The 13,489-nt window shown below is 64.6% G+C and carries 14 protein-coding genes; 9 read left to right on the top strand and 5 right to left on the bottom strand.

The window, feature by feature from the left end; all coding sequences use genetic code 11:
* Position 1: 1 nt before the first annotated feature.
* On the bottom strand, positions 2-1,447 hold the full coding sequence (locus ACJRPG_RS16135) for a gluzincin family metallopeptidase (RefSeq protein ID WP_408001114.1): 1,446 nt from the start codon (positions 1,445-1,447) through the stop codon (positions 2-4).
* A 108-nt stretch (positions 1,448-1,555) separates the two neighbouring features.
* Between ACJRPG_RS16135 and ACJRPG_RS16130 the strand changes: the two genes are divergently transcribed.
* On the top strand, positions 1,556-2,845 hold the full coding sequence (locus ACJRPG_RS16130; RefSeq protein WP_408001113.1) for a putative Na+/H+ antiporter: 1,290 nt from the start codon (positions 1,556-1,558) through the stop codon (positions 2,843-2,845).
* Between the two features lie 35 nt (positions 2,846-2,880).
* Positions 2,881-3,168: a polyhydroxyalkanoic acid system family protein gene (locus ACJRPG_RS16125; RefSeq protein WP_408001112.1), complete on the top strand. Its 288-nt coding sequence runs from the start codon at positions 2,881-2,883 to the stop codon at positions 3,166-3,168.
* Here the strand turns inward: ACJRPG_RS16125 and ACJRPG_RS16120 are convergent.
* Both ACJRPG_RS16120 and ACJRPG_RS16115 read right to left on the bottom strand, forming a co-directional pair.
* Positions 3,165-3,419 carry an acyl-CoA-binding protein gene (locus ACJRPG_RS16120; RefSeq protein WP_408001111.1) on the bottom strand — a complete coding sequence of 85 codons (255 nt, stop codon included), beginning with the start codon at positions 3,417-3,419 and terminating at the stop codon, positions 3,165-3,167. The genes ACJRPG_RS16125 and ACJRPG_RS16120 overlap by 4 nt on opposite strands.
* Before the next feature lie 143 nt (positions 3,420-3,562).
* The gene (locus ACJRPG_RS16115) at positions 3,563-3,850 is read right to left on the bottom strand and encodes an HU family DNA-binding protein (protein ID WP_050409188.1); all 288 of its coding nucleotides are present in this window, start codon (positions 3,848-3,850) and stop codon (positions 3,563-3,565) included.
* A 239-nt stretch (positions 3,851-4,089) separates the two neighbouring features.
* Here ACJRPG_RS16115 and ACJRPG_RS16110 point away from each other — a divergent pair, with 239 nt between their 5' ends.
* A complete protein-coding gene (locus ACJRPG_RS16110) occupies positions 4,090-4,893 on the top strand; it encodes an anti-sigma factor family protein (protein ID WP_408001110.1) in 804 nt (267 codons plus the stop codon).
* 64 nt (positions 4,894-4,957) lie between these two features.
* On the opposite strand, the gene ACJRPG_RS16105 is transcribed toward ACJRPG_RS16110, so the two are convergent.
* Entirely contained in the window at positions 4,958-5,185 is a 228-nt protein-coding gene (locus ACJRPG_RS16105; RefSeq protein ID WP_408001109.1) for a hypothetical protein, read from the bottom strand.
* Positions 5,185-5,541 carry an FKBP-type peptidyl-prolyl cis-trans isomerase gene (locus ACJRPG_RS16100; protein ID WP_408001108.1) on the bottom strand — a complete coding sequence of 119 codons (357 nt, stop codon included), beginning with the start codon at positions 5,539-5,541 and terminating at the stop codon, positions 5,185-5,187. Before ACJRPG_RS16100 ends, ACJRPG_RS16105 begins: the two co-directional genes overlap by 1 nt.
* A gap of 250 nt (positions 5,542-5,791) precedes the next feature.
* On the opposite strand from ACJRPG_RS16100, the gene ACJRPG_RS16095 reads away from it, so the two are divergent.
* From ACJRPG_RS16095 to ACJRPG_RS16070, 6 genes are all read left to right on the top strand, one after another.
* The gene (locus tag ACJRPG_RS16095; protein ID WP_408001107.1) at positions 5,792-6,772 is read left to right on the top strand and encodes a YVTN family beta-propeller repeat protein; all 981 of its coding nucleotides are present in this window, start codon (positions 5,792-5,794) and stop codon (positions 6,770-6,772) included.
* Positions 6,773-6,794: 22 nt separating this feature from the next.
* Entirely contained in the window at positions 6,795-7,577 is a 783-nt protein-coding gene (locus tag ACJRPG_RS16090) for a polysaccharide deacetylase family protein (RefSeq protein WP_408001106.1), read from the top strand.
* Entirely contained in the window at positions 7,574-8,572 is a 999-nt protein-coding gene (locus ACJRPG_RS16085; RefSeq protein WP_408001105.1) for a sterol desaturase family protein, read from the top strand. Before ACJRPG_RS16090 ends, ACJRPG_RS16085 begins: the two co-directional genes overlap by 4 nt.
* Positions 8,572-9,402, top strand: coding sequence for an EI24 domain-containing protein (locus ACJRPG_RS16080; RefSeq protein ID WP_408001104.1), 831 nt, complete (start codon positions 8,572-8,574; stop codon positions 9,400-9,402). Before ACJRPG_RS16085 ends, ACJRPG_RS16080 begins: the two co-directional genes overlap by 1 nt.
* The gene (locus ACJRPG_RS16075; protein ID WP_408001103.1) at positions 9,399-10,205 is read left to right on the top strand and encodes a competence/damage-inducible protein A; all 807 of its coding nucleotides are present in this window, start codon (positions 9,399-9,401) and stop codon (positions 10,203-10,205) included. The genes ACJRPG_RS16080 and ACJRPG_RS16075 overlap by 4 nt, the downstream gene beginning before the upstream one ends.
* A gap of 137 nt (positions 10,206-10,342) precedes the next feature.
* On the top strand, positions 10,343-13,480 hold the full coding sequence (locus ACJRPG_RS16070) for a transglycosylase domain-containing protein (RefSeq protein WP_408001102.1): 3,138 nt from the start codon (positions 10,343-10,345) through the stop codon (positions 13,478-13,480).
* Positions 13,481-13,489 lie beyond the last annotated feature (9 nt).

The raw sequence follows: 13,489 nt of genomic DNA, 5'->3' as shown, positions 1-13,489 counted from the left end.
CTTATTTGGCTTCCACCGCTTGCGGCGCCGGCTGGCGCCCGGCATAGCCCCTGCACCATTGTGCCAGCGCCTCGCGTTCGGCGTCCAGCACGCCTTCCAGCTCGAAGTACTGGGCATTGTTCATGGTGCCGCAGCAGGCGCGCCGGTCCTGCACGGCGCTGGGCGAGTCTTCCACCATGGCGGCCAGTTCCACGCCGGATTGCTGGTCGTCCGTCAGCGGCACGGGCGACACCACCACCTCGCGCAGCGCAAAGCGGTTGCGGATGAAGTTGCGGTATTCGACCGGCTTGCCGTCGGCCTCGCAGATGCGCAGCATCTGGTTCACCACATGGGCATAGGTGGCGGCGCGGTCGGGCGCGGCTACCAGCGAACGCAGCGTGAGGCTGCACAGGTAGTTGCCGATCCGGTGCAGCACGGCGGCATCGTCTTCCAGGCCGGGCTGGCGCTCGTAGCTGAACATGTCGGCCAGGATGTCGTAGACGGCGCCGGTGAATACCTGCGAGATGGCGTGCACCTCGTTGCCGGTATCGGACAGCTTGAGGTCATTGTCCGCGTTGCGCAGGCCGTTGGTGCGGCCCAGGGCGAGGCCGAACTGTTCGGCCATATCGGCCAGGAAGGTCTTGTCGTGCAGGTCGGCCTTGGTCTGGGCGATCACGGCTTCCACCTGGTCCATCTGCGACAGGCAGAGGAAGATGGCGGTCAGGTCGCCGAAGGACTCATGCAGGCCGCCGGTCTGCGGCGGCGCGCTGCTGAGGATCCATTGCGGCTTCAGGCCGTCCAGCACCGCATGGCCCGCTTCGTGCGACACGATGTCGAAGGAGCGGCAGGTGAAAACGCGGCTGCCGCCGCCGCTGGGCACGAAGTCGCCGAACTTCAGGGCTTTCTCGTTGCGGCTGTAGTAGGCGTTCATCACATTCGGCAGGCCGCGCGGGAACACCGCCAGCGGCTGCGTGTTGGAGCTGCTGTTCCAGGCCCAGGGCAGGGGCGCGCCGCTGTCGCCGCTGGCCAGTACCCGCTGGTACATGGTCAGCGTCTGGCGCACCACGGTGAAGGTGTGCACGGCATCGAACTGCTCGGTATCGGGCGCCATGATGAAGTCGCCGAAGGCATTCGGCGACACCGGCGCAATGCCCGGCTGGCCGAAGGTGATGCGGGCGTCGCGCGGGCCTTCCAGGATCACGCCCGGCAGGAAGGCCTTGCGCGTGCCCATTTCGCTGACCGAGGGATCCTGCTTCCACATCAGCACGCGCGAACCGGCGGGCGGCGTGGCGGGCAGGTTCATCGGCATGCCCGCCATTTTCAGGCGCGGCCGGCCCGGCTGCTGCGTCAGCATGGCGGCGCGGCGGTGGATACGGTAGGGCGCCGAGGGCGTGGGCACATAGCCCACCGGCAGCGACAGGCATTTGGTCAGAACGGCTTCGACCGGTACGATGACTTTCTCGTCCATGTTGCATCTCCTTGTTGGCTCGTGCGGTGAAGGCGCCGCATGCGAAGGACCATGGTCACGCCACCGCCTGCGGCATCGTTTGATGCATCGCAAAGTCGCTGTCGTACAATGCGCGGCAGAGCTATAAAAAAGGAGAACCGCGTGACCCCCAGCACCGTTGAGATCGCCGGCGCCTGCCTGTTTGCCATCGCCATCCTGCACACTTTCGCCACGCCGTTCTTCAGCCGCCTGGCCGACCGCTATCCGGCCCATGCCGGCATCTGGGACCTGCTGGGCGAGGTGGAAGTGGTGTTCGGTTTTTGGGCGCTGCTGCTGGTGCTGTTCATCGTCGTCAGCGGCGGCTCGGGCCGCGCCGTCGAGTATCTGGAAACGCGCAACTTCACCGAGCCGCTGTTCGTTTTCGTCATCATGGTGATGGCGGCAACGCGTCCCGTGCTGCAGACGATGAAGCGGGTGATCGCCAGCCTGGCGCGCGCCCTGCCGCTGCCTGGCAGCATGGGCTTTTACTTCACGGTGCTGGCGCTGGTGCCCCTGCTCGGTTCCTTCATCACCGAGCCGGCCGCAATGACATTGGGCGCCCTGATCCTCGCGCGAAGCCTGTTCGGCGGCGGCATGTCGGAACGCCTGAAGTACGCCACGCTGGGCGTGCTGTTCGTCAACGTCTCCATCGGCGGCACACTGACATCCTTTGCAGCGCCGCCGGTCCTGATGGTGGCGGCCAAGTGGAACTGGGACATGGCCTATATGCTGAGCCATATCGGCTGGAAGGCCGCGCTGGCGGTGCTGGTCAACGCAGCCGGCGCCACACTGCTGTTCCGGCGTGAGCTGGCCGCGCACCGGCCCGCCGCGCAGGAAGCGGAAGACGCGGTACCGCTGACGCTGGTCATCGTCCACCTGCTGTTCATGGTCGGCGTGGTGGCGTTCTCGCACCACAGCGTGGTGTTCATGGGCCTGTTCATGTTCTTCCTGGGCATAACGCATGCCTATGAGCGCCACCAGGACCGCCTCATCCTGCGCGAGGGCCTGCTGGTGGCCTTTTTCCTGGCCGGCCTGGTGGTGCTGGGCGGCCAGCAGCAATGGTGGCTGCAGCCGCTGCTGCTGGGCATGAGCAGCGAGGCCGTGTTCTACGGAGCGACGGCCCTGACGGCCGTCACCGACAACGCCGCGCTCACCTATCTGGGCTCGCTGGTCGAGGGCCTGAGCGAGGAATTCAAGTATGCGCTGGTGACGGGCGCGGTGACGGGCGGCGGCCTGACGGTGATCGCCAATGCGCCGAATCCGGCCGGCCTGTCCATCCTCAAGGGCTATTTCAAGGATGAGGCGGTGAGTCCGCTCTACCTGCTGCTGGCGGCGCTGGCGCCGACCTGCGTCGCCATCGCGGCTTTCCGCCTGCTGTAAGGCTGTGGCATCATTGCGGCTTTTTGCTCGGGAATATGGCGGATATTGATATCGTGCAGGCGCACAGCCTGGAACCGGCCGCGGCGCGCGCGGCAGCCGAACAGGTGGCGGGCAGGATCGCCCAGGAATTCGGGCTGGCCTGCAACTGGCAGGGCGATGTGCTGCGTTTCGAACGCAGCGGCGTGGAGGGATCGCTGACGCTGGCGCCGCAACAGGCCCGGCTCCAGATCAAGCTGGGTTTCCTGTTCGGCGCCTTTGCCCCTGCCATCGAAGGCAAGGTCACGGAAAAGATGCGGAAAGTGTTCGCGGGCCAGGCCGCTTAGCCTTTCAGTTCTTCGATCAGGTCGATGTACTGCTGCTTCGCCTCGTCCTGCGAGGTGCCCTGCAGCGCGGCCCAGGCGTCGAACTTGGCGCGGTTCACGAAGTCGGTCATGCCGGGACGCTCGCCGCTGGCATCGCCGCTGGAACCCTGCTTGTACAGCGCGTAGATCTTCAGCAGCGTCATATTGTCCGGGCGTTCCGGCAGGTTCTTGGAATCGGCGACGGCCTGGTCGAACTGTTCTTGCAGACTCATTTTTATCCTCTGGTTTGGGTTGCGATGCGCCATCATACAAAAGATGCCGCGCTTCGCCGTAGAGGAATCGTTCCAATAAAAAACGGCGGATCAAGCCAGCCCGCGAGGGCTTTCTTGATCCGCCGTTCTGGCGAAAGCCGGAATTACTTCTTCTTGGTTGGGTTCACTGCTGCTTTCAGGGTTGCGCCAGCCGAGAATTTCGGGGTCTTGGAAGCGGCGATCTTGATCGCTTCGCCGGTTGCAGGATTGCGGCCTTTGCGCGCAGCGCGCTTGGCGACGGAGAAGGTGCCGAAGCCGGTGATGCCGACCGTGTCGCCCTTTTTCAGACGCTCGGTAACGATGGCAATCAGAGTGTTCACTGCATCGTTGGCTGCAGCGCCGGACATCTCGGTACGCTTCGCAAATTCTGCAATCAGTTCGCCTTTTTTCATTACTACCTCCTTGGTTAATGGAGCGCGCAGATTAGCACAATAATTGCCAAATGTAATCCTTTCTCGGCGAAGAAACCCATATAGTAGCTGGCTTGCCACGCAGCGCGCCGCCAAACAGGGCTTGGCGGCAGGCGTTTCGGGCCATGCTGCACCGCAGTGTACGCAAGCCGGGCGCGGGCTCCCGCCATGCCGGTGCTAATATGGAAGCAGCTGTGAATCAAGCGCGAGCGAGGATCGATATGAGCTTTTCGGATGAGGTTCTGAGGGCCTATGCCGACGGCATGCTGGGCGCCGAAACGCGCCGCGCCGTGGAACTGGCCATGCAAAAGGACGCGGCGCTGGCGCGCCGCGTTGCGCAGTACAAAACCCTGCAAGCCAATGCCTGCGCCGGCTTTGCGCCGGGCGAGGAGCCGGCGCCGCAACGGGCGCAGCGCCTGCGCCAGGCCACCATCATCAACCTGGGCGAGGTGCGCGCGCGGCGCGAAGCCAGCCAGCTGGCGGCAAAGAAGGCCGCGCAGCCGAAGCGCTGGACCTGGCAGGTTTGGGGCGCCCTGGGCGGCGTGCTGCTGCTAGGCGTGCTGGGCGGGAAGTTCGGCCTCGACTACCTGATGCAGCCCGATCCCGGCAAGACGGAGACCATTTCCAGCCGCGATGGCGCGCTGACGGCACAGGGCCGGCTGGCCATCGCGCTGGACCAGCAGTTGTCCAGCACACAGGGTGCGCAGCCGGCGGCAGCGGGACTGCCCGTGTCGGCCACGGCGGCGGCCAGCCCGGTGCGCATCGGCGCCAGCTTTGTCTCCAACGATGGCAACTACTGCCGCAGCTTTGTCAGCGGCGGCAGCGTGCAGGACCTGGCGGGGCTGGCATGCAGGGCAGGGCAGGAATGGCGCATCCTGCTGGCGGTGCAGAATCCGCGCCTGGGCGGCTTCCGCTCCCTGGAACTGCCGGCGCCGGTGCTGCAGGCGGTGGAACAGCAGATCAGCGGCGACCTGCTCGATCCGCGCGCGGAACATGAAGCGATGCAGCGGGGCTGGCAGCGCTGAAGAAGGGAAGGATATTGCAGGGCAGGATTGCGCGTAAGGCTCGGGCTGGCGGGTTATGCCGGATTCAATGCCCGTTTTTCTTGTCGTCCTCATCGTCGCCGGAACCCACCACGGCCTTGCCGACCGAGTAAGCCCCTTTACCGACCGCCACGCCGGCACTGACGGCGGTGGAGGCGACGGTGACGCCGGCGCCAACCACGGCGCCGGTAACGGCCACTACCGTGCAGCCGCTGAGCGCGGCTGCGGCGGCCAGCGCGCAGGGCGCCAGCAGCCAGCGAAACTGTCTGTCCATCAAACGTCCAGCAAGTCCACGTCGAAGATCAGGGTGGCGTTCGGCGGAATCACGCCGCCCGCGCCGCGCGCGCCGTAGCCCAGCTCTGCCGGAATGACCAGCTGGCGGGTGCCGCCTACTTTCATGCCTTGCACGCCTTCGTCCCAGCCGCGGATGACCATGCCTGCGCCCAGTGCGAACTCGAAGGGATCGTCGCGGTCCTTGCTGGAATCGAATTTGGCGCCCTTGCTGCCGTCGGCGTTCTGCAGCCAGCCGGTGTAGTGCACGGTGACGTTCTGGCCCGCTTTCGCTTCGGCGCCGTCGCCCACGGTGATATCGTCGTACTGCAGGCCGGATGGGGTGGTGGTGATGGCCATGATGCTCCTTCAATGGTGAGTGAAAGCCGTTGCCGGCTTAGCCTTCGATTGTAGTCCATGGCTCAGCAAAGCGCCATGGCGTTAGCTTCTCGACCACGAGTGTGAGCAAGCTGTTATGGCCACCCGGCCAAGCCGTTGTTTTTGCGGAGCGCCCGCAGGCGAAATCCCCCTGAAATATTGTCGGCAATAACTATATTCGTCCGTTTTCCCCGTAAAATAAGGGCTTATGTCTTCTCCGGCGAGCTTCTCTATGTTCCGCAGTTTCACTTGCGCCACCCTTCGCGCGATTGTGTTTCCCTTGTTGCTGGCGGCAGTGCCCGCCGCGCAGGCTAATGTTGTGGTCGTGCTGAATTCGCGCGATGCGACGGTGCAGCTGCTGGACCAGTCCACGCACAAGAGCCTGGAAACCATTGCCGTGGGCAAGGAGCCGCATCACCTGATGTCCACGCCGGACAACAAGTCGCTGATCGTGGCCGCGGCCGTCGGCAACGAGCTGGTCTTCCTCGACCCGAAAACCGGGCAGGTGCAGCGCCGCGTCAAGGACATCCTCGACCCTTACCAGATCGGCTTCTCGCCGGACCAGAAGTGGTTCATCGCCACCTCGCTGCGCCTGGACCGCATCGACCTCTACAAATACGACGGCAAGGACTTCAAGCTGGGCAAGCGCATTCCCCTGCCTAAGCTGCCCAGCCATATCGCCTTCGATGCGAAAAGCACGATGGCCTTTATCACGCAGCAGGGCAGCGATCAGGTCAGCGCCATCGACCTCGCTACCCAGACCGTGAAATGGACCATGAGCGTGGGCAAGCTCCCGGCCGGCATCACCATGACGCCGGACGACAAGTACCTGCTGGTCGGCATCATGGGCAAGGACTATGTGGAAGTGATCGACTGGCGCACGCAGAAGTCGGTCAAGCGCATCAAGGCCGGCGCCGGCACCCACAACTTCCGCGCGCAGGGCGACAACCGCCTGACCTATGTGTCGAACCGGGTGTCGAATACGATCAATATCATCGACCAGAAAACGCTGGAGAACGTCGGCACCATCAATGTGCCGGGCGGCCCCGACTGCATGGAAATCACCGACGATGGCAAGACCATGTGGGTGACGCTGCGCTGGATTAAGAAAGTGGCGGTGATCGACCTCCCTTCGCGCAAGGTGGTGAAGATGATTCCCGTGGGCCGTTCACCGCATGGCGTGTTCTTCGCCAATTCCTCGGCCCGCATGTAAGGGACGCGGCCCGCGCGGCGCCATGAAGCGAGCTTCCCTGATCCTTGGCGCCGCCGTGCTGGCGGCCCATGCTGTCCACGCCGCCAATCCTGCGGCCTGCCGCGGCACGATTTACCTGACCTTCGACACCGGCAGCCAGTCGCAGGCCGAACTGATCGCCGCCACGCTGAAGCGCCACCATATCAAGGCCACCTTCTTTCTCGCCAACGAGAAAACGGTGCGCGGCGACTATGCGCTGGATCCGTCCTGGGCGGCGTTCTGGCAAGCCCGCGTGGCGGAAGGCCATGCTTTCGGTTCGCATACCTTTGACCACGTCTATTTCGAAAGAGATGCGGCCGGCGGTTTGATCCAGGTCAAACCCCAGTTCGGCGCGGATGCCGGTAAACGCCGGCAATGGACGGCCGGGCAGTTTTGCAGCGAGCTGCGCCGTGTCGACGATCGCTTCCGGCAGCTGACCGGCGCCCGGCTCGACCCGCTGTGGCGCGCGCCCGGCGGGCGCACCTCGCCGCGCACGCTGGCGGCGGCCGAAGCTTGCGGCTACCATCACGCAGGCTGGGCGCCCGCCGGTTTTTCGGGCGACGAGCTGTCCAGTGCCAGCCACCCGAATGCGCTATTGTTGAAGAAGGCGCTGGACGGGCTGCGCGATGGCGATATCTTCATGGCCCATATGGGCATCTGGTCGCGCAAGGATCCGTGGGCGCCGGCCAACCTGGAGCCGCTGATCGCCGGGCTGGAGAAAAAAGGCTTCTGTTTTGCGACCTTGCGTGAACATCCCGACTATTCCTCTTTCATGAAACAACGATGATCGACTTCCTGACCGAGCATTTCGCGCTGGCGCAAGGGTGGCTGTTCGAAACCGTGATCGAACCGCTGCTGTACTATGCCGGCCTGGGCGATGTGATCGAAGATGCCTTCGAAGGCACCGAATGGCTGCTGATCGGCGCGTGCGAAATCGTGCTGATCTTCCTCGTGCTGCGCCCGATGGAAGCCCTGATCCCGGTGCACCGCTTCGACGACCGGCGCGCCCGCTGGAACGATTTCATCTACACCTTCCTGCACCGCATCGGCCTGTTCCCGGTGCTGATCTTCTTCACGCTGGATCCGCTGATGGACCATGTGGCGGCCTGGCTGCACCTGGAGAACATCAGCCCCTTCAACCTGGAAGAACTGGTGCCGGACATGAGTCCCCTGACCAGCTTCTTCATCTATTTCGTGGTGCTGGACTTCTTCGATTACTGGTTCCACCGCGCCCAGCACCAGTTCAACTGGTGGTGGGGCCTGCACAGCCTGCACCACAGCCAGCAGAACATGAACCTGTGGAGCGACGACCGCAACCACCTGCTGGACGATGTGCTGCGCGACCTCTACCTGGCCATCATCGGCCTCGCCATCGGGGTGCCGCCGGGCCAGTATGTGCTGCTGATCTCCCTGTCGCGCATCCTGCAAAGCCTGCAGCATGCCAATGTGCGCCTGCACTTCGGCCGCGTCGGCGAATGGCTGCTGGTATCGCCGCGCTACCACCGCATGCACCATGCGGTCGGCGTGGGCCATGAATCGCATGGCAAGGGCACGCTGGGCGGCTGCAATTTCGCCGTGCTGCTGCCGGTTTGGGACATCGTATTCCGCACCGCGAACTTCACGCCGAAGTTCGAGCCGACCGGTGTGCGCGACCAGCTGGCGCGCGAGGATGCCGACGGCACCGTGCGCCCCGGCCGCGACTATGGCCGCGGCTTCTGGCAGCAGCAGTGGCTGGGCCTGAAGCGCATGGTGGAATTCGCCGCGGCGCGGAGGCCGGGCTGATGCGCGCCGTCGCCAACGCCTACGGCCGGGCGCTGCTGTCCCAGCTGCACGGCAAGATGCTGGTGCTGAGCATCCTGCCTTTCGTGCTGTCGGTGGCGCTGTGGGCGCTGCTGCTGTGGCTGGGCCTGCAGCCCCTGCTGGACTGGCTGCATATGCATTTCGTCGACTATGAAATCTTCCGCAGCACCAGCAGCTGGCTCGAATGGCTGGGCCTCGGCGTGCTGAAGACGGTGGTGGTGCCCTTCTTTGCCATGCTCCTGCTGCTGCCGCTGATGATCCTGACGGCGCTGGTCTTCATCGGGGTGATCGCCATGCCTGTCATCGTGCGCCACGTAGGCGGGCGCCACTTCGCGCAGCTGGAGCTGAAGCGGGGCGGCAGCATCCTGGGCGGCCTGGGCAAGGCGCTGAGTTCCTTCGGCATATTCGTGGTGCTGTGGTTCTTCACGCTGCCCCTGTATGCCTTCCCGCCGCTGGCGGTGCTGTCCTCCTCGCTGCTGTGGGGCTGGCTTACCAGCCGGGTCATGAGCTACGACGCGCTGGCCGACTATGCCAGCGAGGAGGAGCGCCGCACCATCCAGCATGAACGGCGCCGGGAGCTGTGGACCATCGGCGTCATATCGGGCGCTGCCGGATCGCTGCCTGCTGTACTGTGGGTAGGCGGCGCCGCCATCGCAGTCGTATTCTTCCCCTTCCTGCTGGCCGCCTCGATCTGGCTCTATGTGCTGATCTTCATCTTCACCGGCCTGTGGTTCGAGTACTTCTGCCTGCAGGCGCTGGCCGAACTGCGCGGCCGGGAGGCCACCATCACCATCGAACAGGATACAGAATGAGCATCGGACTGATTATCATCGGCGACGAAATCCTGTCAGGCAAACGCACCGACCAGCATTTCCCGAAAGTGGTGCAGCTGCTGGCTGCGCGCGGCCTGCAGCTGGGCTGGGCCGAATACCTGGGCGACGAACGGGAACGCATTGCGGACACGCTGCGCCGCACCTTCGCCAGCGGCGACCTCGTGTTCTGCTGCGGCGGCATCGGCGCCACGCCGGACGACCATACGCGCCAGGCGGCTGCCATGGCCGCCGGCCTGCCCCTGGTGCTGCACGAGGAGGGCAAGCGCCTGATCCAGCAGCGCATTGTGCAGATGGCGCGCGAGGCAGGGCACGCGGCCGACCTGGAGGCGCCGGAAAACCTGCAGCGCCTGCAGATGGCGGAATTTGCCGAAGGCGCGGCCCTGATCCCCAACCCTTATAACAATGTGCCCGGCTTTGCCATCGGCACCCATTATTTCGTGCCCGGCTTCCCGGTCATGGCCTGGCCCATGATCGAGTGGGTGCTGGACACCCATTACGCCGACCTGTTCCACCGCGAGCAGCGCGCCGAGCACGCGGTGCTGGTGTACGAAACCGCCGAATCGCTGCTGACGCCGATGATGGTGGAACTGGAAGCCGCTTTCCCGCGCATCAAGGTGTTCAGCCTGCCCAGCGTGGGCGATGCGCAGACCCGGCGCCACATCGAGCTGGGTGTGAAGGGCGAGCCGGAACAGGCTGCCGCCGCCTTCGCGCAGCTGTGTGCCGGACTGGAGCAACTCAAGGCCGAGTTTCATCCCGCCGGGGACGCCAGGGCCTCTGGCTAAAGGCAGGGACGCGTTGTTTTTTTGCGAAAAAGCATGGGGCGGATGAGATTTTCAATTGTATCGCCCGTGCACATTTGCCTGATGTGGTGCAATGGCATTGCACGCTGTAACTAAGTCTGCTGTAACCAAGTCTGAATATGTCTTCCCAATACGATCAAGAAAGTCCGCACCTGGACGAGGAACAAGCCGCCACGCCGCCGCCGTCGGAGCCACGGAAGAGCAAGCGCTCCCGCAATGCCTTCATTGTGCTGATGCTGGTGCTGCTGTCGCTGGCGGTGTGGTGGATGCTGCGCGAGTTCCGCACCTCCACCATGCAGGCCAAATACTTCACCCACCTGGTCAAGCAGCTCAGCTACAAGGTCGAGCCGGGGCCCAGCGATGCAATCCGCTTCCCGCACGACAGCCCCTACGACGAACGCCTGGGCTACGCCAATATGCCCGACTACCTGGCCAAGCTGAAAACCCGCGATTATGAAATCACGGCCCAGTCGCGCTTCTCGCCCAAGATGGTGGAGCTGTCGGACATGGGCATCTTCACCACCTTCCGCGAAAAGACCCGCACCGGCCTTACGATCTACGATTGCCGCGCCCAGCCGCTGTTCTCCACCAGCTATCCGGAACGGATCTACCCGAGTTTCGAGCAGGCCCCGGCCGCCCTGGTGCATAGCCTGCTGTTCATCGAAAACCGCGAACTGCTGGACAAGACCTACCCGAAACGCAATCCGGCCGTGGAATGGGACCGCCTGTCCAAGGCCGTGCTGGAGAAGACCGCCAGCGCGGTCGGCGCCGGCAGCCACCGCGCGGCCGGCGGCTCCACCCTGGCCACCCAGATCGAGAAGTACCGCCATTCGCCGGAAGGCCGCACCGGTTCCATGAAGGACAAGCTGCAGCAGATGATTTCCGCCTCGCTGCGCGCCTACCAGCAGGGCGAGGACACCACCGCCGTGCGGCGCCAGATCGTGGTGGACTACCTGAATACGGTGCCGCTGTCGGCCAAGCCGGGCTACGGTGAAGTGAACGGCATCGGCGACGGCATGTGGGTGTGGTATGGCCGCGACTTCGACGAAGTGAACAAGCTCCTGGGCGGCAAGATGGACCAGCCGGACAGCCCGCTGGCCTTCAAGGAGGCATTGAGCCTGCTGATCGCGCAGCGCCGCCCCAGCCACTACCTGGGCGATGGCGACGAGGACCTGGAAGTGCTGGCCAACAGCCACCTGCGCCTGCTGGCCCAGGCCGGCGTCATCACGCCGCAGCTGCGCGACGCGGCGCTCAAGGTCAAGCTGAAACCGGCCCACGGCTCCGGCCTGCAGTCGGCGCCGCCGATGAGCTATGTGACCAAGAAAGCCTCGAATGCCGTGCGCGTGCACCTGGCCAACCTGCTGGGCGATAACCGCATGTACAACCTGGACCGGCTGGACCTGTCCGTGGTCTCCACCCTCGATGCGGACGCGCAGAAGGCCGTCACGCAGATGCTGCGCGACCTGAAGGATCCGGAAATCGCGCTGAAGGCCGGCCTGACCGGCAAGGGCATGCTGGGCAACGGCGACCCGGCCAATGTGGTGTACAGCTTCACGCTGCTGGAAAAGGGCAAGGACACCAACTACCTGCGCGTGCAGACCGATAACTACGACCAGCCGCTGGACATCAATGAAGGCGCCAAGCTGGACCTGGGCTCCACCGCCAAGCTGCGCACCCTGGTGACTTACCTCGACATCGTCGACCAGCTGTGGAAGAAGTACCAGGACAAGAGCCCGGAAGAACTGAAGAAGGTCGCGGTCGATCCCAAGGACCGCCTGACGGCATGGGGCATCGAATACATGCTCACCACGCCGGCTGCCCAGCGCAGCCTGCCGCATATGCTGAACGCGGCCATGGAGCGCAAGTATTCCGGCAATCCGGGCGAAGGCTTCTTCACCGGCGGCGGCCTGCATTACTTCGGCAACTTCTCGAAAGAGGACGACTTCAAGATCCTGACCGTGCGCGAAAGCCTGCGCCGCTCCACCAACCTGGTGTTCGTGCGCCTGATGCGCGACGTGGCCAAATATTACTCCTTCCAGATGCCGGGCTCCTCGGCCACCCTGCTGGCCGATGCGGACGATCCGCGCCGCGCCGACTACCTGGCGCGCTTCGCCGACATGGAAGGCAAGGAGTTCCTGTCCCGCTTCTACAGCAAGTACAAGGGCAAGAAGGTGACGGAGCTGGACCGCATCCTGGTCGACAGCGTGCGCCCGACGCCGGTGCGCCTGGCGAATATCCACCGCACCCTGTTCCCGAAAGCATCGCTGGCCGAGTTCACCATGTTCGTGAACGGCAACCTGCAGTCGCAGAACGAGGTGCCGGACGACCGCCTGGCGCGCATGTACGACCAGTACGCGATGGACAAGTGGAGCCTGGCCGACCGCGGCTACCTGGCCAACCTGCATCCGCTGGAATTGTGGCTGGTGGCCTACCTGCGTTCGCACCCGGGCGCCAACTTCAGCGACGTGGTGGCGGCCAGCGAGAAGGAACGCCAGGAGGTCTACCAGTGGCTGTTCAAGACCCACCGCAAGCACGCGCAGGACAAGCGCATCGCCGGCCTGCTGGAGATGGAAAGCTTCATGGAGATCCACCGCCAGTGGAAGAAGATGGGCTATCCCTTCGACTCGCTGGTGCCTTCCTATGCGACCACGCTGGGCGCCTCGGCCGACCGTCCGTCCTCGCTGGCCGAGATGATGGGCATTATCGTCAACGGCGGCGTGCGCAAGACCACGCAGCGCATCGAGTCGCTGCATTTCGCGGCCGGCACGCCTTACGACACCAAGGTGGCGCGCGCCAGGAGCAGCAGCAACGAACAGGTGCTGTCGCCGGAAGTGGCGCGCGTGGCGGCCGATGAAATCCGCGGCGTGGTATCGGACGGTACGGCGCGCCGTGTCAAGGCGGCCTTCGTGGGCGCGGACGGCGCCATTATCCCCGTGGGCGGCAAGACCGGCACCGGCGACCAGCGCTTCGACGTGTATGCGGCGGGCGGGCGCCTGATCGAATCGCGCTATGTGAACCGCTCGGCGACCTTCGTGTTCAATATCGGCGAACGCTTCTTCGGCAGCATGACGGCCTATGTGCACGGGCCGGAATCGAAGAATTACGACTTCACGTCGGCGCTGCCGGTACAGCTGCTGACGGTGCTGGCGCCCAGCCTGATGCCGCTGATCGAACCGCAGGCGGCGCTCAAGCCGGGCACTTCGGTGGCGGCAGCGGCGGCGGCGCTCGGCGCGCCCGTGAAGGCCTGCGGGCGTTAAAATCCGGGC

The organism is Pseudoduganella rhizocola, from assembly GCF_045984285.3.
In the GTDB taxonomy this organism is placed as follows: Bacteria; Pseudomonadota; Gammaproteobacteria; order Burkholderiales; family Burkholderiaceae_D; genus Rugamonas.
This window is presented reverse-complemented; position numbering and strand designations above follow the sequence as displayed.